The organism is Burkholderia ubonensis subsp. mesacidophila (assembly GCF_002097715.1).
Taxonomy (GTDB): Bacteria; Pseudomonadota; Gammaproteobacteria; order Burkholderiales; family Burkholderiaceae; genus Burkholderia; species Burkholderia mesacidophila.
Window position 1 is genome coordinate 277348 of record NZ_CP020737.1, and the last position, 22541, is coordinate 299888.

At 69.1% G+C, this 22541-nt stretch carries 22 protein-coding genes; 6 read left to right on the plus strand and 16 right to left on the minus strand.

Annotated features, from left to right (window positions below; all coding sequences use genetic code 11):
- Nucleotides 1-73: 73 nt before the first annotated feature.
- Both B7P44_RS01300 and B7P44_RS01305 read right to left on the minus strand, forming a co-directional pair.
- Nucleotides 74-1492: an enolase C-terminal domain-like protein gene (locus B7P44_RS01300; RefSeq protein WP_084906332.1), complete on the minus strand. Its 1419-nt coding sequence runs from the start codon at nucleotides 1490-1492 to the stop codon at nucleotides 74-76.
- Nucleotides 1493-1548: 56 nt separating this feature from the next.
- Nucleotides 1549-2889: an MFS transporter gene (locus B7P44_RS01305; protein ID WP_084899803.1), complete on the minus strand. Its 1341-nt coding sequence runs from the start codon at nucleotides 2887-2889 to the stop codon at nucleotides 1549-1551.
- On the opposite strand from B7P44_RS01305, the gene B7P44_RS36100 reads away from it, so the two are divergent.
- Complete coding sequence (locus B7P44_RS36100) at nucleotides 2875-3105, plus strand: hypothetical protein (RefSeq protein ID WP_133117986.1); 231 nt, start codon at nucleotides 2875-2877, stop codon at nucleotides 3103-3105. The two genes, B7P44_RS01305 and B7P44_RS36100, sit on opposite strands and share 15 nt — an antisense overlap.
- Here the strand turns inward: B7P44_RS36100 and B7P44_RS01310 are convergent.
- Nucleotides 3100-4038: a LysR family transcriptional regulator gene (locus tag B7P44_RS01310; RefSeq protein ID WP_084899805.1), complete on the minus strand. Its 939-nt coding sequence runs from the start codon at nucleotides 4036-4038 to the stop codon at nucleotides 3100-3102. The genes B7P44_RS36100 and B7P44_RS01310 overlap by 6 nt on opposite strands.
- Nucleotides 4039-4144: 106 nt before the next feature.
- Here B7P44_RS01310 and B7P44_RS01315 point away from each other — a divergent pair, with 106 nt between their 5' ends.
- Nucleotides 4145-4867 carry a glutathione S-transferase family protein gene (locus B7P44_RS01315; RefSeq protein WP_084899808.1) on the plus strand — a complete coding sequence of 241 codons (723 nt, stop codon included), beginning with the start codon at nucleotides 4145-4147 and terminating at the stop codon, nucleotides 4865-4867.
- 22 nt (nucleotides 4868-4889) lie between these two features.
- On the opposite strand, the gene B7P44_RS01320 is transcribed toward B7P44_RS01315, so the two are convergent.
- The 4 genes from B7P44_RS01320 to B7P44_RS01335 are packed head-to-tail and all read right to left on the minus strand — an operon-like array spanning nucleotide 4890 to nucleotide 9152.
- The gene (locus B7P44_RS01320) at nucleotides 4890-6056 is read right to left on the minus strand and encodes an ABC transporter permease (protein WP_084899811.1); all 1167 of its coding nucleotides are present in this window, start codon (nucleotides 6054-6056) and stop codon (nucleotides 4890-4892) included.
- Between the two features lie 8 nt (nucleotides 6057-6064).
- A complete protein-coding gene (locus tag B7P44_RS01325) occupies nucleotides 6065-7219 on the minus strand; it encodes an ABC transporter permease (protein ID WP_084899814.1) in 1155 nt (384 codons plus the stop codon).
- Between the two features lie 21 nt (nucleotides 7220-7240).
- Entirely contained in the window at nucleotides 7241-7942 is a 702-nt protein-coding gene (locus B7P44_RS01330; RefSeq protein ID WP_084899817.1) for an ABC transporter ATP-binding protein, read from the minus strand.
- Nucleotide 7943: 1 nt separating this feature from the next.
- The gene (locus tag B7P44_RS01335; RefSeq protein ID WP_084899819.1) at nucleotides 7944-9152 is read right to left on the minus strand and encodes an efflux RND transporter periplasmic adaptor subunit; all 1209 of its coding nucleotides are present in this window, start codon (nucleotides 9150-9152) and stop codon (nucleotides 7944-7946) included.
- A 298-nt stretch (nucleotides 9153-9450) separates the two neighbouring features.
- Between B7P44_RS01335 and B7P44_RS37800 the strand changes: the two genes are divergently transcribed.
- Entirely contained in the window at nucleotides 9451-9684 is a 234-nt protein-coding gene (locus B7P44_RS37800) for a hypothetical protein (RefSeq protein WP_084899823.1), read from the plus strand.
- 130 nt (nucleotides 9685-9814) lie between these two features.
- Here B7P44_RS37800 and B7P44_RS01345 read toward each other — a convergent pair whose 3' ends face one another.
- Entirely contained in the window at nucleotides 9815-10558 is a 744-nt protein-coding gene (locus B7P44_RS01345; RefSeq protein ID WP_084906334.1) for a Mut7-C RNAse domain-containing protein, read from the minus strand.
- Nucleotides 10559-10654: 96 nt separating this feature from the next.
- On the opposite strand from B7P44_RS01345, the gene B7P44_RS01350 reads away from it, so the two are divergent.
- Together B7P44_RS01350 and B7P44_RS01355 are read left to right on the plus strand one after the other, a co-directional pair.
- Nucleotides 10655-11524: an NAD(P)-dependent oxidoreductase gene (locus tag B7P44_RS01350; RefSeq protein ID WP_084899826.1), complete on the plus strand. Its 870-nt coding sequence runs from the start codon at nucleotides 10655-10657 to the stop codon at nucleotides 11522-11524.
- A 75-nt stretch (nucleotides 11525-11599) separates the two neighbouring features.
- The gene (locus B7P44_RS01355) at nucleotides 11600-12241 is read left to right on the plus strand and encodes a LysE family translocator (RefSeq protein ID WP_084899831.1); all 642 of its coding nucleotides are present in this window, start codon (nucleotides 11600-11602) and stop codon (nucleotides 12239-12241) included.
- Nucleotides 12242-12307: 66 nt separating this feature from the next.
- Here the strand turns inward: B7P44_RS01355 and B7P44_RS01360 are convergent, their stop codons facing one another.
- Nucleotides 12308-13594, minus strand: coding sequence for an MFS transporter (locus tag B7P44_RS01360; RefSeq protein WP_084899834.1), 1287 nt, complete (start codon nucleotides 13592-13594; stop codon nucleotides 12308-12310).
- Nucleotides 13595-13688: 94 nt separating this feature from the next.
- On the opposite strand from B7P44_RS01360, the gene B7P44_RS01365 reads away from it, so the two are divergent.
- Nucleotides 13689-14615: a LysR family transcriptional regulator gene (locus tag B7P44_RS01365; protein ID WP_084899836.1), complete on the plus strand. Its 927-nt coding sequence runs from the start codon at nucleotides 13689-13691 to the stop codon at nucleotides 14613-14615.
- A gap of 160 nt (nucleotides 14616-14775) precedes the next feature.
- Here B7P44_RS01365 and B7P44_RS01370 read toward each other — a convergent pair whose 3' ends face one another.
- The 7 genes from B7P44_RS01370 to B7P44_RS01400 all read right to left on the minus strand — a co-directional run bounded on the left by B7P44_RS01370 (nucleotide 14776) and on the right by B7P44_RS01400 (nucleotide 22212).
- The gene (locus tag B7P44_RS01370; RefSeq protein ID WP_084899839.1) at nucleotides 14776-15612 is read right to left on the minus strand and encodes an OmpW/AlkL family protein; all 837 of its coding nucleotides are present in this window, start codon (nucleotides 15610-15612) and stop codon (nucleotides 14776-14778) included.
- Between the two features lie 18 nt (nucleotides 15613-15630).
- Nucleotides 15631-16872: a DUF2957 domain-containing protein gene (locus tag B7P44_RS01375; RefSeq protein ID WP_084899842.1), complete on the minus strand. Its 1242-nt coding sequence runs from the start codon at nucleotides 16870-16872 to the stop codon at nucleotides 15631-15633.
- 122 nt (nucleotides 16873-16994) lie between these two features.
- Entirely contained in the window at nucleotides 16995-18428 is a 1434-nt protein-coding gene (locus tag B7P44_RS01380) for a DUF2957 domain-containing protein (protein ID WP_084899844.1), read from the minus strand.
- Nucleotides 18429-18859: 431 nt separating this feature from the next.
- Nucleotides 18860-19810, minus strand: a complete 951-nt coding sequence (gene argC, locus B7P44_RS01385; RefSeq protein WP_084899847.1) for an N-acetyl-gamma-glutamyl-phosphate reductase — start codon at nucleotides 19808-19810, stop codon at nucleotides 18860-18862.
- 145 nt (nucleotides 19811-19955) lie between these two features.
- Nucleotides 19956-20528: a flavodoxin family protein gene (locus tag B7P44_RS01390; RefSeq protein ID WP_084899849.1), complete on the minus strand. Its 573-nt coding sequence runs from the start codon at nucleotides 20526-20528 to the stop codon at nucleotides 19956-19958.
- Nucleotides 20529-20688: 160 nt separating this feature from the next.
- Nucleotides 20689-21282: a YbhB/YbcL family Raf kinase inhibitor-like protein gene (locus tag B7P44_RS01395; protein ID WP_084899852.1), complete on the minus strand. Its 594-nt coding sequence runs from the start codon at nucleotides 21280-21282 to the stop codon at nucleotides 20689-20691.
- 243 nt (nucleotides 21283-21525) lie between these two features.
- Nucleotides 21526-22212: an orotate phosphoribosyltransferase gene (locus B7P44_RS01400; RefSeq protein ID WP_084899855.1), complete on the minus strand. Its 687-nt coding sequence runs from the start codon at nucleotides 22210-22212 to the stop codon at nucleotides 21526-21528.
- Nucleotides 22213-22541 lie beyond the last annotated feature (329 nt).

Below are 22541 nucleotides of genomic sequence, written 5' to 3' on the forward strand. Positions count from 1 at the left end.
AATCCGAAGGGCTCGATCGCAAGGTCGAGCCCTTTTTGTTTTGCTGATGCTTCGGCCGACCCGCGCCGACCGCCTACCCCCGCTCGAAACTCGGCCTTTTCGGATCGTAAGTCCACCCCGGCACGAGGTAGCGCATCGCGGCCGCATCATCGCGCGCCGTGCCGCCGACCTGCCGGTACAGTGCGTGCGCGACCTCCACCTGCGCCATGTCGAGCTCGATTCCGAGCCCCGGCCGTTCCGGCACGGCCACTTGCCCGCCGACGATCGCGAGCGGCTCGCGCGTGAGCCGCGCATCGCCTTCCTGCCAGATCCAGTGCGTGTCGATCGCGGTGATCGCGCCTGGCGCGGCCGCCGCCGCATGCGTGAACATCGCGAGCGACACGTCGAAGTGATTGTTCGAATGCGAGCCCCACGTGAGCCCCCAGTCGCGGCACAGCTGTGCGAGCCGCACCGAGCCCTGCATCGTCCAGAAGTGCGGGTCGGCGAGCGGAATGTCGACCGCCTGCAGGCGGATCGCGTGATCCATCTGCCGCCAGTCGGTCGCGATCATGTTGGTCGCCGTCGGGATGCCGGTCGCGCGGCGGAACTCGGCCATCACCTCCCTTCCCGAATACCCGGCTTCCGGGCCGCACGGGTCTTCCGCGTAAGCGAGCAGGTGGCCCTGCCCGCGGCACAGCGCGACCGCTTCGTCGAGCGACCACGCGCCGTTCGGGTCGAGCGTCACGCGCGCATCGGGAAAGCGTGCGTTGATCGCGGCAATGGCCTCCATCTCGTCGCGGCCCGCCATCACGCCGCCCTTCAGCTTGAAATCGGCGAAGCCGTAGCGCTCGACCGCCGCCTCCGCCTGCCGCGCGATCGCCGCGGGCGTCAGCGCGGCCTCGTTGCGCAGCCGGAACCAGGCTTCCCGCGCACCCCGTTCGTCGCGGTACGGCAGGTCGGTGCGCAGCCGGTCGCCGACGTAGAACAGGTACGCGAGCATCGGCACCGCGTCGCGCTGCTGGCCTTCGCCGAGCAGCGCCGCGAGCGGCACGTCGAGGCACTGGCCGAGCAGGTCGAGCAGCGCGGCCTCGATCGCGGTGATCACGTTGTCGAGCCGCAGGTTGATCTCGTGCGGCTGCCTCAGCACGGCGGCTTCGCCGGCCGACGTCACCTCGTGCCGGATCGCGCGGCCGGCCGCCGGGCCCGCTGCACTGCCGCCGGACAGCGCCACGCGCACCGCGTTGAGCGTCGCCTGGTAGCGCCCGACCGGCTGGCCGACCACGAGCCCGGTCATGCGCTCTAGCGCGTGGCGGATCCCTTCGCCGCCCGGCACTTCGCCGACGCCGGTGCGCCCGCTGCTGTCGGCGAGGATCACGAGGTTGCGGGTGAAGTACGGCGCGTGCGCGCCGCACAGGTTCAGCAGCATGCTGTCGCGCCCGGCGACGGGGATCACCTGCATGCGCGTCACCAGCGGGGTGCCCGGCGTCGGGCCGGCGCTGCGGGGTTCGGACATTGCTTCGCTCCAGGTTGGCGCGGGCGGCCGGGCGCGCCGGTGCGCGCCCGCGTCGTTCATTCCAGCTCGACGCGGCGGATCTCGCCGACGACGAACACGTAACAGATCACCGCGACGAGCGCATGCGCGACGACATAGACGAGCGCGCCGTTGAACGAGCCGCTGCGGTCGACGATGTAGCCGATCGCGATCGGCGTCGTGATGCTCGACAGGTTGCCGCAGGTGTTGAGCAGCGCGCCGCTCAGGCCGGCGATCTGGCGCGGCGCGGTGTCGGCGTTGACGGCCCAGCCGAGCGCGCCGAGTCCCTTGCCGAAGAACGACAGCGCCATGAACAGCACGACGAGCACGTGCGATTCGGTGTAGTTGCAGATCACCATCGACATCGACAGCAGCATGCCGATGACGATCGGCACCTTGCGCGCGACCGACAGCGACAGGCCGTGCTTCAGCAATGCATCGGACACGACGCCGCCGAGGATGCCGCCGAGGAACCCGCACACCGCCGGAATCGACGCGACGAGCCCGGCATTGAGGATCGACATCCCGCGCGCCTGCACCAGATAGACGGGAAACCACGTGATGAAGAAATAGGTCAGCGCGTTGATGCAGTACTGCGCGACGTAGACGCCGATCAGCATCCGGCTCCTCAGCAGCGCCTTCACGTGGCGCAGTTGCGGGCCGCCGTCGCGCCGGCCGGTCGCCTGGTCGATGTTGACGAGCGCGCCGCCGTCGGCCAGATAGTCGAGTTCGGCGCGGTTGATGCGCGGGTGGTCCTTCGGGTCGTACACGATGCGGTTCCACACCGCGACGAACGCGAAGCCGAGCACGCCCATCACCGCGAACACCGACTGCCAGCCGTACGCGTGCACGAGCCAGCCCATCAGCGGCGCGAACACGACGGTCGCCGCGTACTGCGCCGCGTTGAAGATCGCCGACGCGGTGCCGCGCTCGGGGGCCGGGAACCACGCGGAGACGATCCGGCTGTTGGCCGGGAACGACGGCGCCTCGGCCGCGCCGACGCAAAAGCGCAGCGCGAACAGCAGCGCGAACGCGGCGCCGCCGCCGAAGAAGCCGATCGCACCCTGCAGCAGCGTGAACAGCGACCAGAAGAAGATGCTGAACGCGTAGACGATGCGCGACCCGTAGCGGTCGAGCAGCCAGCCGCCCGGCAGCTGCGCGACGACGTACGACCAGCCGAACGCGGAAAAGATGAAGCCGATCTGCACGTGGCTCAGGTGCAGCGCGCGGGCGAGGCTCGGGCCCGCGATCGAGATCGCGGCGCGGTCCGCGTAGTTGATCGTCGTGACCGCGAACAGCGCGGCCAGCACGAGCCAGCGCACGCGGGTGCGCGCGGCCGTCGCCGACGCGGACGCCGGCAACGCGTGGAGCGGATTCATGATGTCTCCTCCGAAAACGGAAGGGGCCGCGGTGCGGCCGGCGCGTCGGGCGCGCTCGATCTCGTGTCGGTGCTGCCGGCCGGCGGCGCGGATCAGGCGGATGCCCGCCGCCCGCGCGTCGGCCGGACGCCTCTACCGTCGCCGCGACGCGCGACGATCGAGAACGTCCGGGTCATTCTTGCATGGCGAAAATTCCGCTTTCATGCCAATTCATGACTTGATCGATTCAGCTTTTGAATCGCCGTTCGAAGCGGCGCGCACTCCGGCCACGTGCTGCACGAGGAACTCGACCGCGGCGCGCACGCCGGGCAGTTGGCCGCGGCGGTGCGGCATCAGCAGCGTCGTGGTCACCTGGCCGGCGTGCCACGCGGGCAGCACGCGCACGAGCGCGCCCGTTCGCAGCGCGGCGCCGGCGATCCAGTCCGGCAGGCACGCGACGCCGAGGCCGGCGACGGCCGCCTGCAGCAGCACCGTTGATTCGTCCGCGTGCAGGCGGGGGCGCGGCGCAATCTCGACGCTGTCGCCGCTGCCGACCCCGCGGCCGATGCGCCACGGGGCGGATTGCAGGTTCGGATACAGGCCGTCGTGCTGCGCGAGTCCGGCCGGCTCGGCCGGTTCGCCGCATCGCGCGAGATAGTCCGGCGACGCGACGAGGATGATCGGCGAAACCGCGAGCGGGCGCTGCACCAGCGCGGAGTCGGGCAGCGGCGCGAAGTGGCTGCGTACCGCGATGTCGAAGCCTTCCTGCGCGAGATCCACTTGACGGTCGCTCGCATGGATCTGGAGCTGCAGCTGCGGATGGGCGGCGGCGAACGCCGGCAGGCAGGGCGCGAGGAAATGCTGCGCGACGGGCACCGAGCTCGTGATGCGGACGATCCCGCGCGGCTCGGCGGCCTGCCGCAGCACCGCGTCCCGCGCGCTCTCCGCCTCGATCACCGCCGCGCGGGCGTGGTTGAAGAAGTCGGCGCCGACCGGCGTCAGGCGAAAGCTGCGCGACGTGCGGTGCACGAGCCGCGCGCCGAGCGTGCGCTCGAGTTCGGCGACGCGCTTGCTCACCGTCGATTTGGGCAGGTCGAGCAGGCGGGCGGCCGCGGACATGCTGCCGGCTTCGACCGCCTGTACGAAGAGGTAGAGATCGTTCAGATTCACCGGTCAGCGTCCACAAGGAGAAACGACGGGTTTCGATTTTACCGGCTACAGCGGCAGCGTTCGAAATGCGAGCATTCGAGCTCGTTCAATCAACCGGAAATGTTCGATGTCTCCGATCCTTTTCTACGGTGTTCCCGCCGGCTGCTCGTTCGGCTCGATCGTCGCGCTCGAGTGGGCCGGCCGTCCCTACCGGCTCTCCCGCATCACGATGCCCGACCTCGTGACGAGCGACGCGTTCCTCAAGCTCAACCCGGTCGCCGAGACGCCGGCATTCATCACCGAGGCCGGCAACGTGCTGACCGAGAGCATCGCGATCCTAGGCCATATCGGCGCGCAGGCGCTTGGCACCGGTCTCGCGTTCCGGCAGGGCACGCATGATTTCGACCGGCTGAACCGGATGCTCGCGTACCTCAACACCACGTTCTTCAGCGCGTTCGGCGCGCTCTGGTACGTCTACGAGCACGCCGGCGAAGGCGCGGAAAAGGAGGCTCTGCAGGCGTACGGCCGCAACCGCGTGATGCGCGCGCACCGGCAGCTCGAAGCGATGCTCGGCGACGGTCCGTGGCTGCTCGGCCGGCAGCGCACGCTTGCCGACGCGTATTTCGCGGGCCTCGCCCGCTGGGCCGATTATCACCAGGTGTTCGACGGCGCCGCGTTCCCGCGCATCGCCGCGCTGCGCGCGCGGCTTGGCGACGACCCCGGCGTGCAGTTTGCCCACGCGATCGAGGACGAGCGCCCGCTGCCGGCTTCGACGGCGTTCGACGGGCACGTCGCGCTCGATGCCGCGCTTCCGCTCGCCCGGCTCGCGCCGGCGTGGGCGCCGGCCTGACGGCGGGCGGCGTCAGCGGGCGTCACCGCGCCCGCAGCGCGTCGACGATGTTCATTCGTGCGGCGCGCATCGCCGGCAGGAAGCCGCCGACCAGCCCCATCGCGAGCGAGAACAGCAGCGTCTTCACGACGATGGCCGGGGTGAGCACGAAGCGGAACGACAGGTCCGAGAAGGTCTGGAAATTCGTGGTCGAGAACGACGCGAACTGCATCAGCGCCGCGCAGCCCAGCCCGGCGACGCCGCCGACGAGGCCGAGCAGCAGCGCCTCGAGCAGGAACGCGGCGAGCACGTTCGCGCGCTTGAAGCCGAGCGCGCGCAGCGTGCCGATTTCCGCGACCCGGTTGGCCACCGACGCATACATCGTGATCATCGCGCCGATCATCGCCGCGATCGAGAAGATCGACGACAGCGTGATGCCGAGGATGTTGATGAAGGTCGACAGCGCCCGCGACTGGTCGCCGTAGAACGCCTGCTCGCGCTTCGCTTCGTCGGCGAGCCGCGGATCGACGTCGATATCCGCCTTGAAGCGCGCGAACGCGTCGGCCTGCGCGATGCGCACGATCATCGACGAATAGCTGGTGCGCCGGAACGACTGCATCAGCTGGTCGACGTCGCCCCAGATCTCCGAATCGAAGCCGCTGCCGCCGGCGTCGAAGTGGCCGACGACGGTCCAGTCGCGCTGCGCGAAGCGCAGCCGGTCGCCGATCCGCGTGCCGCTGAAGCCCTTCGCGATCGCGCTGCCGACGACGATCTCGGACGATCCCGCGTTGAACATGCGCCCGGCCACCAGCCGCGCGCGGGGGCGCAGCCCGAGGCCCGCGGGCGACACGCCGCGGATCACCACGTTCGACGGCTTGCCGGTCGCGGCCTTCACGAGCGAGATGAGCACTACGGCCTCCTTCGACGTCAGCGGCCGGCCGTCGGGGCCGAGCGCGACCGACGGATGCATCTCGATGACGTTGGCCTGCTTGTGGTCGATCGCGCTCTGCACCTCGGTTTCCGCGCCCTTGCGGATCACCACGACGTTGTCGGGCTCGCCGGTCGACACGAGCGTCTTCGTGAGGCCTGCGTCGAGCATCAGCACGGTCGCGAACACGAACACGACGAGCGCCATCCCGCCCGCGGTGAGCACGGTGGTCAGCCGGCGGGCCCACAGGTTGCGCGCGATGTAGGCGAGCGGAATGGCCATCGCGGCGCCTAGCCGATCGCCCGCAGGCCTTCGACGACGCGCACCCGCGCCGCGTGCCACGCCGGCACGAGCGCGGCCGCGACGCCGACCGCGAGCGAGCAGGCGGCCTGCAGCGCGATCGTCTGCGCGGACACGTTGAAGACGGGGAACACGCCGCCTGTCGCCTGCTTGAACAGGTTCGCCGCCGGCGGCATCGCGAGCATGCCGAGGCTGCCGCCGATCGCGGCGATCACGAGCGATTCGCCGAACACGAGCAGCGCGAGGAACCCGGGGCCGAAGCCGAGCGCCTTGAGCGTCGCGTATTCGGTCGTGCGCTCGCGCGCGCTCATCGCCATCGCATTGGCCATCACGGCCATGATGATCACGATCACCACGTAGGACACCACGCGGATCGCCGCGATGATCTGGTTCGACATTGCAACGAAGCCGAGCTGGAACGCCTGCTCGGTTTCGGTGAGGGTCTCGGCGAGCGAATTCTTGAACACGGCGTCGACGTTGCGGGAGATCGCGGCGGCGTCGTCCGGGTTCGCGATCCCGAACACGTAGACGCCGACCTGGTCGGCCTGTCGCGGCGAGGTCTTGCGCACCCGCTCGTTCAGATAGTCCCAGTGGAAGATCAGCTGCCGCGTGATCGTCGTTTCGTCGCGTCCGTCCAGGATGCCGCGCACGACGAATTCCCAGGTGCCGGGGTGGATCGTGCCCTTGATCGGGATCACGTCGCCGACCTTGAAGCCGAACTGGTTCGCGAGCTGCCGCCCGATCAGGCAGCCCTTGCGGTCGCGCTGGTAGTCGGCGCGCTGCTGCGCGCTCAGGATGAATTCGGGATACAGGTCGAGATAGTTGTCCGACACGGCGAACTGCGCGAAGAAGTTCTTCGGCTCCCGGTAGATGCCGCCGAACCAGTTGGAGCGGGCGACGATCGTCACGCCGTCGACGCCGCGAATCCGGTTCTCGTAGCTCACCGGCAGCGGAAACACGAGCGAGATCGCGTTGCGCGTGACGAGCCGCGCGTTGGACGCCGCGGCGGCGCCCGCGTACCACGCGTCCACGACCGTGTGCAGCAAGCCGTACGCCAGCACCGCGATGGTCAGGCCGAGCACGGTCAGCAGCGTGCGCAGCTTGTGCCGCAGCGCGTTGCGCACGATCAGCTTCAGCACGTACATCGCGCGACTCCGCGAGCGCGCTCAGCGCCCCTGGCCATTGATCAGCTCTCCTTTTTCCAGATGCACGAGCGCCTTCGCCGCGCCGGCCGCATGCGCGTCGTGGGTCACCATGATGATGGTCTTGCCGAGCTCGGCGTTCAGCCGCTGCATCAGCGCCAGCACCTCGGAGGCGGACGCGCGGTCGAGGTCGCCGGTCGGCTCGTCGGCGACGATCAGCGCGGGATCGGTGATCAGCGCGCGCGCGATCGCGACGCGCTGCTGCTGGCCGCCGGATAGCTCCGACGGGTAATGGTCCATCCGGTTCGCGAGGCTCACCATGTCCAGCACCAGCTCGACGCGCTCGCGCCGCTCCCGGCGCGGCAGGCGCGTGAGCATCAGCGGCAGCTCGACGTTCTCGAACGCGGTGAGCACCGGCATCAGGTTGTAGAACTGGAAGATGAAGCCGACGTTGGCGGCGCGCCAGTCGGCCAGCGCCGCTTCCGCCAGCCGCGTGATGTCGAGGCCGCCGACGCGCAGCTCGCCGCTGTCGGGCCGGTCGATGCCGGCGACCAGGTTGAGCAGCGTGCTCTTGCCGGAGCCCGACGGCCCCATCAGCGCGACGAAATCGCCTTCGCCGATGTCGAGCGTGATGTCGGTCAAAACCGGCACGGTCTGCACGCCGCGCCGGTACGACTTCGCGACGTGGCTGATCTCGACGAGCGGGGCGGGCAGTGACGCGTTCACGCTATTTCTTCGCGACGGTCACCTTCGCGCCGTCCTTGAGCTTCGCGCCCGGCGCCAGCACGAGCGTGTCGCCCGGGCGCACGCCGCGGATCGCGACGAGTTCGCCGATCCGCACGCCGGGCGTCACGGCCGTCTCGCGCACGGCGTCGTCCTTCACGACGAATACCACCTTGCGGCCGTCGCGCTCGACGACCGCGCCGGCCTGCACCGCCGTCACGGGCTGCTTGTCCTGCGCCGACACGGGCTTCGACAGGAACGCGATCTTCGCGCTCATGTCCGGCAGCACGCGCTCGTCGCGGTCGACGAAGCGCACCTTGACCAGCACGGTCGCCTTCGAGCGGTCCACCGTCGGCACGATGCGCGACACTCGGCCGGCGAAGCGCTGGTCCGGCAGCGCATCGAGCAGGATCTCGCACGGCTGGTCGACGCGAATCCGCGCGATGTTCGATTCCGCGACGTCCGCCTCGACCTCGAGCGTGTCCATGTCGGCGATCGTCACGACCGCACCCTTGCTGTCCGACGCGGACGAGAACGGCGTGATGTTGTCGCCGACGTTCGCGTGCTTTTCGAGCACGACGCCGTCGAACGGCGCGCGGATCGCGGTCTGGTCGACCGCGACCTGCGCGGCCTGTGCATTGGCCTCGGCCGACGCGATCGCGGCCTGGCTGCTGTTGACGGACGCCCGCGCCTTGTTGACGCGCGCGAGATCGGTGTCGTACTGCGCCGCCGGCACCGCGCCCTTCGGCGCGAGGATTTCGGTGCGATGGAACGCAATTTCGGCGTCCTTCAGTTCGGCCTGCTGCAGCGCCAGGTTGGCTTGCGCGACCTTGACCTGCGCCAGCGCCTGCCCGAGCGCAGCCGCGACGTCGCGGCTCTCGAGGCGCGCGATCACCTCGCCCTGCTTCACGCGCGTGCCTTCGAGCACGCCGAGCCATTCGACGCGGCCCTGGGCCTTCGACGCGACCGCGGCCTTGCGCTGCGGCACGACGTAGCCGGTCGCGTTGAGCAGCGTGTCGTTCTGGAACGGATAGGCGGAGGTCACGGTCGTCGTTTCGACCGTCTGCCGGCCGGTCAGCGCGAAGCCCGCGCCGATGGCTGCTGCGACGACGAGCGCGATGGCCGCATAGCGGCGCCAGGGGTGCCGTTGCTGGGCAGCCGCGGTGATCGGCGGCCGGTCGATTTTCAACCTGTCCAGATTGTGATCGGGCAATTTGGAGCGCCTCGTGGCGGTCGCGGGCCGGTTTCGGGGGAAGGGACGGAAGCCGAGCCAGTATAGCGTCGTATCGGGGGGCGGCGACGGGCGCTTCTTGTGCGGCGGGCGTGGTGCGTCAGGGAAAGCCCGGATGCTGCAAGCGGCCTGTCAACTCGCCGCGACGGCGGCGCGTTATGCAGCCAGTGCGTCAGCATTCGTCGCGCCGGCACGGCCGGCGCGGCTGGCGCTCCGATGCGGATGCCTCGCATCTTTCCAGACCGGTTCGTTTGATTTTTTCCCTGACAGAGGAAGAACAATGAAGAAGACGCTCGCTTCGATCATGACCGCAGCATTCGCACTCGCATCGGTTTCGGCATTCGCACAGGCTTCGGCGCCGGCTGCCGAAGCGCCGGCCGCCGCATCGGCGCCGATGAAGAAGGATCACACCAAGCCGAAGCACCAGCTGAAGCAGCACGGCTCGGCGAAGGGCAAGGCGAAGGCCGAGGCGGCATCCGCCGCCGGTACGAACGATAAGGGCACGCAAAACTGATGGGCCTGCCCGGGGCCGGTTCATCCGGCTCCGGACGTCTCAACCCCCGCCTGTTTCGGCATGCGGGGTTGAATGACAGGATCAACGCGATCCCCACGCAGCGGACTGCGCTGCGTGGGGATTGTTCTTTTCAGGCTCCGGGTGCGACCGCGCGCATCGCGTCGACGACCGTGCGCATGCGCCGCCAGTGCGAGCCCTCCCAGAACACGCGCTGGCACACGTCGCAGGCGGCAAAGCGCCGGTGGCGCTGCCGCACGCCGTCCGGCACGCGCAGGGCCGCGTCTTCGGCGCTCAGCGGATGCAGCGGCGCGTTGCAGCGCAGGCACAGGCGGAACGGCCGCATGTGCGGCGCCAGATCGAGCCGCGCGAACAGCTCGCGCAGTTGCGCGGCCGGCTGCAGCGCATGCAGGTAGCAGCCGCGCGCGACCGCGCGCCGCTTGAGCAGCTCGCGATCGCGGGTGAGGACGATACGGCCGTCCTGCGCGGCGAGCACGGCGATCTCGTCGTCGCTGAAATGATTGTCGTAGCAGGTATCGAAGCCGGCGAGGCGAAGCAGCTGCGCGAGGCCGCCGAGGTGCGCGTCGGCGACGAAGCGCCAGTCCGGCGGCGCCGGCACGCGGGCGCCGTCCGCCTGTTGCGGCGCGCGTTCCGGGTAGACGTCGACACGGTCGCCGTCCGCGAGCCGCTGGTCGAACGGCACAGGTGAGCCGTTCACGCACAGCCGCCCGACTTCCGTATGCGGCACGCCGAGCGCCTCGACCATGTGCTTGACGCTCGCCGCGCTGCCGCACGCGCGGGCGAACGCGCGGTCGCGCAGCGTTCGCGCAAGGAACGCGTTCAGTTCGCCGTGGAAACGGAAGGTCGCGGTCGCCATGCGCGCAGTATCGCATTGCGCGGGCGGCGGCGCTGCCTGCAGGTTGCACACGAATGTGTTTAACTCGCGGCTTCACTTTTGTCGAAGGAGCGTGCGATGGATCTCGGATTTATCGGGCTGGGCGAAATGGGGCAGGCGATCGCGACGAACCTGCTGAAGGCGGGGCACCAGGTGCGGGTCTGGAACCGTTCGCGCGAGCGGACCGAGCCGCTCGTCGCGCTCGGCGCGCAGGCGGTCGACACGCCGGCCGACGCGTTCCGCGGCGACGCCGTGTTCTCGATGCTCGCCGACGATGCCGCCGCGCGCGGGATCTTCGACGATGCGCTGCTCGCGCAGGCGCCGCGCGGCCTGATCCACGTCAACATGGCGACGCTTTCCGTCGCGCTCGCCGAGTCGCTCGCGCACGCGCATGCGTCGCGCGGCATCGACTACGTCGCCGCGCCCGTGATGGGGCGGCCGGACGTCGCGGCGGCGGCGCGCCTGACGATCATGGCGGCCGGCCCGGCGGAAGCGATCGACCGGATGCAGCCGCTGTTCGACGCGATCGGCCAGAAGACCTGGCGGCTCGGCTCGCTGCCGCAGCACGCGAACGTCGCGAAGCTCGCCGCGAATTTCACGCTGGCGTCGGCGATCGAGACGCTCGGCGAGGCGTCCGCGCTGCTCGCCGGGCACGGCGTCGCGATGCGCGATTTCCTCGACGTGATCACCCACAGCGTGTTCCCGGGGCCCGTGTACGAAGGCTACGGCGCGATGATCGCCGAGCGGCGCTACGAGCCGGCGCGCTTCAAGGCGCGCCTCGGGCTGAAGGATGTCCGGCTGGCGCTCGAGGCGGGCGACGCGGTGTCGGTGCCGCTGCCGCTTGCGAGCCTCGTGCGCGACAACCTGCTCGATGCGCTCGCGCACGGCGGCGGCGAGCTGGACTTCGCGGTGCTCGGCGAGGTCGCGTCGCGCCGCGCGGGCCGCTGAAGCGGGCGGCGCGGGACAAACCCGTGCCGCAGGCGGCATAATCGTCGCTTCGTTTTCCTTCACGCAGGGGCGGCAATGAGCTTGCATACGTGGTGGCTTTTCGTGGCGACGGTGTTCGTCGTGTCGGCGATTCCCGGTCCGAACATGTTGCTCGTGATGACGCACGGCGCGCGACATGGCCTGCGGCGCTCGTCGGCGACGATGGCTGGCTGCCTGAGCGCGCTGGTGCTGATGCTGTCGGTGTCGGCGGCCGGGCTCGGCGTGTTCCTCGAGGCGTGGCCGGCGATGTTCAACGCGCTGCGCTACGCCGGCGCCGCGTACCTGATCTACCTCGGCGTGAAGGCGTGGCGCGCGCGCGTCGATGGCGACACGCCGGGCGCCGACGTCGAGCCGGTGGCCCGCCAGGCCGTGCCGGCGTCGCGCTGGGTGCTGTTCCGCAACGGCTTCCTGGTCGCGGGCAGCAATCCGAAGGCGATCCTTTTCGCCGCCGCGCTGCTGCCGCAGTTCATCAACGCGTCCGCGCCGACGCTGCCGCAGTTCGGCGTGCTGGTCGTCACATTCGCGGTGATCGAGGTGAGCTGGTATCTCGTCTATGCGTCGTTCGGCACGCGCATCGGCGCGACGCTGAAGAGCCAGAACGTCGCGAAGGCGTTCAACCGGATGACGGGCGGCCTGTTCGTCGGCTTCGGCGCGATGATGGCGCTGGTGCGGCACTGATTCCGGCGGTTTCCGGTCAGTCCGGCCCGACGCCCCGTCCTCGTTCGAGGGCGGGGCGTTCGTCTTTCAGGGGCGTGCGCCGGGCACGGCCGCCGCGCCGGGGCGGCGCCCGGCCACGAGCCCGAACGCGCCGGCAGCGCCGGTGAACACCAGCGCGACGCCGCACACCGCGGGCCAGCCGGCCCACGCCCACGCGCTGCCCGCGAGCACCGCACCGAGCGCGCCGCCGACGAAGAACGATCCGACGAACAGCCCGTTCAGACGCCCGCGCGCGGCCGGATTCAGCAGATTGATCGCGCGCCGGCCGAGCGTCTGGTCGGTGACCACGCCCGCGTCGAGCAGCGCCGCGCCGGCCGCCAGCAGCACGAGCGCCGCGCCGCGATGCGCGTGCGTGTCGAAACCGAACCATCCCGCCCCCGCGACACCGATCGCGACGAGCGCCGCCAGCATCGCGGCGTGCGCGAGCCGCAGCGCGGCGGGGCCGTGGCCGCGGTCGCCGGCCCGGCCGGCGAATGGGGTCGCGATCACGCCGCTCGCGCCGGCGAACGCGAACAGCGCGATCCCGTGCAGCCCGAATTCGAACGGCGGCTGCGCGAGCCGCAGCCCGATCGCGGTCCAGAACGCGCTGAACGCGGCCATCACGAGCGCGGCGGACAGCGCGTGCCGGCGCAGCACCGGCTCGTCGGCGAGCAGGCGCCCCATCGACGCGAGCAGCGCGCGGTAGCCGGCCGTCGCATGCGGCCGGCGCGCGGGCAGCCGGAAGGCGAGCACGGCGGCGATGGCCGCGTCGGCGGCCGCGGCGACACCGTAGAACGCGCGCCAGCCGAACGATCCGGCGATCAGGCTCGCGAGCGGCCGCGACAGCAGGATGCCGAGCATCAGCCCGCTCATCACGTTGCCGACCGCGCGGCCGCGCTGCGCATCGGGCGCCATCGACGCGGCCATCGGCACCAGCATCTGGATCACGCTCGACGCGGCGCCGGCCGCGAGCGTCGCGAGCAGGAACACCGTGCTCGAGCGTGTGAGCGCGGGCAGCGCGAGCATCGCCGCGCACGCGGCGAGCGTCGTCACGATCAGCCGGCGATTTTCCAGCAGGTCGACGAGCGGCACGAGCAGCACGAGTCCGGCCGCATAGCCGAGCTGCGGCAGCATCGCGACGAGGCCGGCGAGGCGCGGCGGCAGGCGCAGCTCGGCGCTGATCGGGCCGGTCAACGGCTGTGCGGCGAACAGGTCGACGACGATCACGCCGACCGTCGCGGCGAAGAACAGCGTCATGCCCGCGCTCAATTCGGGCGTTGCGCCGCCGGATGCGCGCGGCGCGGCAACAGGGCAGAAGTCGGCAGGGCGAGTCATCGTGAGGCTGTCGAGGAGTGGAAAGTCCCCATCGTAGGTGGCCGACGGTTATGCGACAATTGAAATATGTCTAACATGATTATGCGAGTTTGTTTTGAATACGCGCGATCTGCAGGCATTCGTCGCGGTGGTCGACAGCGGCTCGATGGTGGCCGCCGCCGCGAAGCTCCATCTGACGCAGCCGGGTCTCACGCGGCGCGTGCAGAACCTCGAAACCCTGCTCGGCGTGCCGCTGCTCGAACGGCAGAGCAAGCCGCTGAAGCCGACTGCCGCCGGGCGTGAGGTCTACACGCTCGCGCGCAACGTGCTGGGCGCGGTGGACGAACTGATGGCGGTCGGCGCGCCGGACAGCGAACCGTCCGGCGAGCTGCGCATCGGCGTGCCGCCGTTCCTGTCGGAGCTGGCGCTCGAGCGGCCGGTCGACCGGTTGCGCGACGCGTTCCTGCACCTGACGCTGCGCGTCACCGCGGGCTGGTCGCCGGCGCTCGTGCAGGCTGTTGAACGGGGCGCGCTCGACGCGGCGGCGGTGATGGTGCCGGTGAGCGCGGTGTTGCCGGACGCGCTGACGAAGACGCTGCTCGGCACGCAACCGGCCGTGCTGGTCGCGGCGCGCGACTACCCGCTGCCCGACGGGCCGCTGACGCTCGATGCGCTGTCGCATTGTCCGTGGGTGCTGAGCCAGGACGGCTGCGGGATGCGCTCGGCGCTGAGCCGCGCGTTCGGCGCGGCGGGGCTGCCGTTCAACGTCGCGGTCGAGGCATTCGGGTCGGATCTGCAGCTGTCGCTGGTCGCGCGCGGCGCGGGGATCGGCATCGCGTCGCCGGCGGCGCTCGCACGCAGCACGCATCGCGATGCACTGCGGGTGGTCAGCACGTCCGGGCTGGAAACGCGGATCAACATCTGGCTCGTGCACGGCGCGCTGCCGGGCCGCCTGCAGCGGCCGGTCACGCTGCTGCGGGATGCGCTGGCCGAGGTGCTGGCGCAGGAAAAGCTGATGGGGTCAGAAGAGGTGGCCGGTTAGAGCCCGCATTCGAGGGAAAATCCTGATTTTCTCAACGGAAATGTTGCGTTGCGGAAACTGATTCGCTATAGTTACACCTGTCTCCTCCATGTCTCCTCTGATATGGATTCAGCCCGCCTCTTAGGCGGGCTTTTTTTCGTCCGTATCTTTCCGATCAGTCTCAGAATTTGTACGACATCCCGACGTAGCTGATGATCGGATCGGCCTTCAGGTCCGATTTCGACTCGGCGAGCGTCGTGCCGTCGGCCGCCTTGATCGTCACCGTCGACGTCGTCTTCAGCGGGATGTAGGTGACCGACGCGACCAGCCCGAAATGCTCGGTGATGTTGTACTGCAGGCCCGCGTTGAACACCGGCTGCCACGACGACGACGCCTTCGCCTCCACCGATGTCTTGCCCGGCTTGCCCGCGCCCGCCGCGAGGATCGCGCCGAGGTTGTCCTGCGTCTGCTTGACGAAGTTCGGGTTGAGCTGCAGGTCGCTGAACCAGTTGTACGACACGCCGAGGCCGAGGAACGGCCGGAACTTCGCGTTCGCCTGCGCGAAGTAGTACTGCAGGATCACCGCCGGGCTCCACTGCCGCACGCTCTTCACGATCGGGTTGACCGACCCGAGCCCGATGTTTTGCGTGCCGAGCGCGCCGGCCGGGCCCGGCGGCTTGATCGTGCCCTGGGCCGACACCTTGAACACCGGCGGCACGCCGGCTACCGACGTGACCGCGATGTGGTCGGTGAGGAAGTGGCTGACCGTGAGGCCGACGGTGTCCGCGCCGCTCGTGCGCAGCCCGGTGCCCGGCGACGTGAACGACGGCGGCAGGCGCAGCGGCGTGTTGATCGGCGTCGGCGCGACGTTGGTCGTCATCGGCGTGCTGCTCTGCTGCGGCATCACGTGGAACCAGCCGAGCGTGACGACGTTGCTGCCGGCGCTTTGCGCGTGCGCCGCGGGCGGCGCCAGCGCGGCGACGCCGGCCGCCGCGCACAGGAGGATCTTGTTCTTCATGACGGCTCCCGTGCCCGCTTACTGGACGAACGCGCCGATCGTGAAATACGGCGTCGAACTCGCGTTGTCGAGGAAGCCGAACACGCCGCCCGTGAAGATGAACTTGCCGGTCGGCGACGTGCTGCCCGAGCCCGAGTGGATCGTCGTGACGGTGCCCGGCACCTTCTGCGTGTAGTCGAGGTCGAGCGGGGTCGCGAGCGACGCCTGCGACGGCTGGAACGGATCGAGCAGCGTCGCCTGGTTGTTGATCAGCGCGGTGGTGCGATAGTTGAACGCGCTGTCGACGCCGATGTATTCGCCGTTCTGCGAGCCGACCGCGATCGCCGTCTGCGGCGCGAGGATCGAGATGCTCGATTCGTCGTCGGCGGTGAGGCCCGGCACGCCATTGCTGTCGGGCTGCACGTTCGGGTTCGCGACGCCGGTGCGCACGAGGATCGGCACGAGCTGGTTGCGCAGCTTGCCGACGATCATGAAGCCCTTGCCCTGCGGCAGCGTCGACAGCGTCGGCTTGATCTGGCTCTGGTAGCTGTTGGTCTGGAACGCGCCGCTGCCGTCCGCCGACGGCGCGAGGTTCGTGCCCGGCTGGCGGCACGTGCCGGCGAACTGGCCGGTCGAGTCGCACTTGATCCACGTGCCGTCGGCGTTGATCGTCACCTTCGCGTCGATCGACACCGGCGCGAACTGCTGCGACGGCACTTCGCCGAAGCCGACGTGGCTGTACGTGCCGGCGACGTTCGCGAGGTTGGTCTCGATCGCGGAGAAACCGATGAACGGGTAGTACGGGAACTTCGTGTCGGGCACCGCGGCCTGGCCGAGCACGCCGCCGAACTGGATCTCCTTGCCGGGGATCGTGCCGCCCGCGACGCCGAAGCCGACGAAGATGCGCGCCGGGCGCGACGGGTCGAGGCTCGCGCCGTTCAGGCGGAACGCGCACTGGTTCAGCTTGTTGGTCGGCAACAGCGTTTCCTGCGTAAGCGTGCCGCTGTCGACGGTGCCGGCGCGCGTCGGCGTGACGGTGCCGGTGGTGCGCGGAACCGGCGATTCGACGTAGGTGACCTGCCAGGTCATCTTGGTCGTGTCGAGCTGCAGCTTGACGAGCTCGCCGCTGCCCGCGCCGCCGGTGTAGACGGTGCCGTAGTCGAGCGTGGCGGGGCAGAGACGGTCTTCGACGAGCGGCGGCGGATTGTCGCCGCCGCTGCCGCCGCATGCCGAAAGAAAGGGGGCGGCCACGGTCGCAGCCAGAATGAGGTTCCGCTTCATGTTGCTCCTCCAGAATTTGTCTTGTGTGGCGGCCGGCTCCCTGTCGGCCGCTTCCTGTTTGTGCGTCGTCCTGCCGGCGCCGTGCCGGGCGCCTCTTGTGCGTTGCCGCCGTTGTTCCGCCGTTACTTGCTGATCTGCGCGCCGACGCCGAAGTACGGCGCCGACGGCGTGTCTGCGTTGGCCGACGTCTGCTTGATCCCGCCGTTCGTCTTGCCCTGCACGAGCGCCGCGTACAGCCCGCCCGTCGCGATCAGGAGTCCGGAACTTGCCGCGTAGCCCGAATTGGCCGGCGGGATCGTCTGCAGGTTCAGCAGGCCCGGCGTCGCCTGGCCGTAGTCCAGCGTGAAGCCGTCTTCCGCGGCCTGCGTCGTCGGGTTCACGAACGTGGCGTTCCCGCCGCGGATCAGCGCGGCCGTGTACTTGAAGTTCGAGTCCGCGCCCGCGTAGCCGCCGTCGATGCCGCCCGACGTGAGCGCCGTCGCGTTGCCGAGCACCGCGATGCCCGATTCGTCGTCGACCTTCGCATCCGCGTGCAGCGCCGCGTCCGTGCCGAGGTACACGCTGCCCGTGCGCACGACCACCGGCACCGTCGCGCCGTTGAGCTGGCCGATCACCATGTGCGCGGTCGCCGACTTGCCGGTCGCGCCGATGATCGGCAACTGCGTCTGCGGCAGGATCTGCGGCGCCTTCGTGCTGTCGAAATAGCCGCCGTTCGCGCTCGTCTTCCACGGATCGCCGGTTGTCTCGCAGCCCGACGCGCCGGTCGACGTGCACGCACCGTTCGCATCGAACGTCTCGCTCGAGTTCGTGCCTTTCGTCGCGTAGTTGCCGGACGGCACGAGGTGGTAGATCAGCGCGTTGTAGGTGCCCGGCAGCTTCGTGAGGTCCGTCGTCGTGCTCGCGAAGCCGAGGAACGGATAGAAGTCGAAGTGGCGGTTCGGCACCTTGCCGACGTTCTGATAGACCGGCACGCCGGCGACGCTGATCGTCAGGCCGTCGTACTGGATCGTCGCGCCCGGAATGCCGCCGCCGGCCACGCCCATGCCGACCAGCAGCATCGGCGGGTTCGCCGGGTTGAAGTCGGCCGCCGTCGAATACGCCGAGCCGTTGCCGGCCGTGCCCGCGCCGGGCGTGAAGATGAACGCGCAGCGCGTCTGCTCGGCGGTCGGCAGCGTGCCGGCCGGCGGGTGCATGACGCGGCCGGTGATCGTCGTGCCGACCCGCGTCGGCGTGACCGTGCCGGTCGTCAGCGGAATCGGCGATTCGAGCCACTTGAGCGTGTAGGTCATCGCGACCGCGTCGATGTTGACGCTGACGATCTCGCCGCTGCCCGCGCCGCCGAGATACGTGCTCTTCACGATGTCGGCATCGGCCGGGCACAGCGAGCCGTTGACGGGTTGCGATGCCGGCGGCCCCTGCGTGCCGCAGCTCGATCCGGAACATTGGGGGGCTTCGATCGGGGCGGGCGAACCGCCGGAATCTCCTCCGCCACATGCGACGAGCAAAGGGGCAATGGCAAAGGCCGTTGCCACCCCCTTGGACAAGGTGTGCGACATGCCGCTGTCTCCAATCGTTTAATTGTGCGAGTTAATGTCGCTGCACGTATTTTTGCTGTCAATTGATGAACCCGTCTAAAAAAGCCGATTGAAACGACGGGTGCGCGGCGAATGCCTTCGGGAACGGGTATTCAGTAAGAATTAAAACGCAAGGTGTGCTGAAGATGTACGCCGAAGCCGGTGTGATGCCGCACGCAGGGAAATTCCACGTGGCCTTTTGGCCATTACGGCAGCGTTTAAAGCGGGGGTATCCGGTTTATCCCTATTCGGGATTGACTGGATAAAGGAGAGGGGGAATTAATCGAGCGGATATCGCGCAATTGAAAGCTTGTAAATTATTGTAAATCCCTGCGCGAATTATCACTTATTGCCAATTAAGGATAAATAAAAAGCCGGCCAGCGGCCGGCTTTGCATCGCATGCGAGGATGACTCAGCGCTTGAGGCCCGTGTCTTCCGCCGCACCGATGCTCAGGTTCATGCACTGGATCGCGGCGCCCGACGCGCCCTTGCCGAGATTGTCGAGGCGCGCGACGGTGACGAAGCGCTCTTCGTTGCCGAACACGAACAGGTCGACGCGGTTCGTGTCGTTGTTCGCCTGCACATCGAAGAAGCCGGCGTCGAGGTTGTCGTCGGCGTTGAACGGCGCGACGCGCACGAACGCTTCATCCGCGTAGTACTCCGCGAAGATGCGCTGCACGTCCTGCGGCGTCGCGCGCTTCGCGAGCTGGCCGGGCGTGAAGTAGGTCGTCACCGCGAGGCCCTTGAGGAACGGGCCGACGATCGGCGTGAAGATCGGCGCGGACGCGAGGCCCGTGTGCGCGGCCATTTCCGGCAGATGCTTGTGCGTGAGGCCGAGTGCGTACGGGCGCGGGCTCGCGAGCTTCGCGGCCGACGCGGGGTTCTCGTAGTCGGCGATCATCGACTTGCCGCCGCCGCTGTAGCCGGTGATCGAGTAGCTGTGCGCGGCGAACGTCGGCGCGACGACGCCGGCGTCGACGAGCGGACGCATCGCGAGCACGAACGCCGATGCGTGGCAGCCCGGCACCGCGATGCGCTTCGACGTGCGAATCTTCTCGCGCTGCGCGCGGGTCAGCTCGGGCAGGCCGTAGGCCCAGTCCGGGCTCGTGCGGAACGCGGTGCTCGCGTCGATCAGCGTCGTGTCCGGGTTCTCGACGAGCAACGCCGATTCGCGCGACGCGACGTCCGGCAGGCACAGGAACGTGACGTTCGACGCATTGATCAGGCGGCGGCGTTCGTCGACGTCCTTGCGCTTCGCTTCGTCGATGCGCAGGATCTCGATGTCGCTGCGGGCGGACAGGTATTCGAAGATCTTGAGGCCGGTCGTGCCTTCCTGGCCGTCGACAAAAACTTTGGTGCTCATTTCGCTCTCACTGAAACGGGGCCGCGGCGCTTGCACGCCGGAAAACCGCCATTTTAAGACCTCATGCGGCGGGCCTGCACCGCACGGGCCGAAAAAAAGACGGCCGTGCGGGCCGTCTTGTGTCCCTTTATCGGGGCGGGCCGCTTCAGCGGCCGCCCGCGAGCCAGCGGGCCGTCGCCTCGGCGACGCGCCGGCCGAACGCCTTCGCGGTCTCGAGGTCGCCCGGCAGCGGCGCCTCGTCGGGCGACGCGTCCGACGGCGATTGCGCGAGCAGGCCCGTGAAGCCGCCGACGAAGTTGATGTCGTTGCGCGTGGCCGCCTTCGAGTTGGCCGGCATCAGGCCGGTGCCGACCCACACCATCCCATGCTGCATCGCCAGCGTGACGAAATATTGAATCGTCGAGAACTTGTCGCCGTTCATCGTCGCGGAGTTCGTGAAGCCCGCGGCGATCTTGTCCTTCCATTTCTGCGTGAACCACGCTTTCGACGTCGCGTCGGCGAACGTCTTGAACTGCGCCGACGGGCCGCCCATGTAGGTCGGCGCGCCGAACACGATCGCGTCGGTCGCGTCGAGCGCGGCCCAGCCTGCGTCGTCGAGGTCGCCGACCGCGATGACGCGCACCTGCGCGCCGGTGTCCTGCGCGCCGGCGTGGACGGCTTCGGCCAGTTTCTTCGTATGGCCGTAGCCGCTGTGATAGACGATGACGATGTTCGACATGAGGCGTTCTCCGGATGAGGACGAAGGGGGCGCCGACGCGCGGCCCTGCGCCGCGCGATCGGTCACGACGAGTCTAGCAACGAGAAATGACGCAAAAAACTGCAATGGCGCAGGACGGAATTTCGTGGGCGTCGGCAATCGGCCGCGTGCAGCCGCCGGCTTACTGTCCGTAATGCACGACGAGCGTCGCGGTGCCGATCGTCTGCGTGCCGATCTCGTGCTCGAACATCGGCGCGGGGCGGCCCTGGCCGATGCGCAGGTCGGTGCTCTTCAGCGCGTGGATGGTGATCACGTAGCGATGCGGCTTGCCGGGCGGCGGGCATGGGCCGCCATAGCCGTCGATGCCGAAATCGTTGCGCGCCTCGCTCGCGCCGACGCGCCGCAGGAGGCCCGACGCGCTGGCATCGGCGGGCAGGCTCGTGACGGTGAGCGGCAGGCTCGCGACGGCCCAGTGCCACCAGCCGTGGCCGGGCGCGTCCGGGTCGAACATCGTGATCGCATAGCCGCGCGTGCCGGGCGGCGGGTTGCGCCACGACAGTTGCGGCGAGCGGTTCGCGCCCTTGCAGTCGCCGCGGTCGAACACCTGCGCGGCGCCGACGCGGCCGCCCGGCGACAGGTCGTCGCTCGACACGGTGAACGCGGGTTCCGCGTGCGACGGCAGATACGCGAAGCCGGCGGCGCAAAGGAAAGCGAGGGCGAGCGGGGACGGGCGGTTCGATGACGCAGGCGGAGCGATCTGGCGACCCACACGCATATGGCGCTTCTCCCGTCACGTGGGCCGGGCGGATGAGCCCGGCATCGTTTGTTGTCGCGAAGGTGATTACGGTGATGGAGCAAGTCTAGCATTAGGGTTCGATGAGCGACGCTTGCCGTGACGGATGAGTGTCGCGGGCACCCGACCCCGCCGCGCCCGGCGGCGCGGCGCGAAAAAAAAGCCGCCCGCCGTGAGGCGAGCGGCTTGTGCCGCGATGGCGCCGGCGTGCCCGCCGGCGCGGCATCACTCCTGGGCGCCCGTCGCGCCGCCGTGCGCGGCCGACCACTCGGCCGGCGCGTGCAGGAATTTCTCGACTTCGTCGAGCGTCTTCGTCTCGAAGTAGCCCGACGCCTTCGCGACGCGCAGCACGTCCCACCAGGTCGCGAGCGCGTGCAGGTCGACGTCGATGTCCTTCAGGACCGACACGCTTTCCTTGAAGATGTTGTAGTGGAACAGCACGAAGCAGTGGTTCACCGTCGCGCCTGCCGTGCGCAGCGCGTTGATGAAGTTGATCTTGCTGCGGCTGTCGGTCGTCAGGTCCTCGACGAGCAGCACGCGCGAGCCTTCTTCCAGGTGGCCTTCGATCTGCGCGTTGCGGCCGAAGCCCTTCGGCTTCTTGCGCACGTACTGCATAGGCACCATCATCCGGTCGGCGAGCCAGGCCGCGAACGGGATGCCGGCGGTTTCGCCGCCCGCCACCGCGTCGATCTGCTCGAAGCCGACGTCGCGCAGGATCGTCGCTTCCGCCATTTCCATCAGGCCGCGGCGCACGCGCGGATACGAGATCAGCTTGCGGCAGTCGATGTAGACGGGGCTGGCCCAGCCGGACGTGAAGATGAACGGCTTTTCGGCGTTGAAGTGCACCGCCTGCACTTCGAGCAGGATTTTGGCGGTCGTGTCGGAGATCGTCTGACGATCGAAGCCTGTCATGGGCATTCCTTGGATGGTGAGCGAGGAGCGGGCGCGTGCCCGGTGGCGCAGCAAGGGGAGCCCGCCCGCGAGGGCCGGGGCGCGACCGGGGAGCCGATCGTATCGCTGCGCGCGTAGCCGGCTATTTTACCCGATTCGGGCTGATTTCGATGGACTTTGCGCGCGCTTGCCGCCGTGTACGGAACAGTCCGGAATAAGCGGGGCTTGATCGGCGGGCCGCTGCGAGGCCCGCGATGCGGCGTCGCAGCAACGCACGTCATGCATGGGGTGTACACTAAGCCCCCCTAGAATAATCGCTCGGTACTTTGTACTTTCCTCTTGCCACCCGC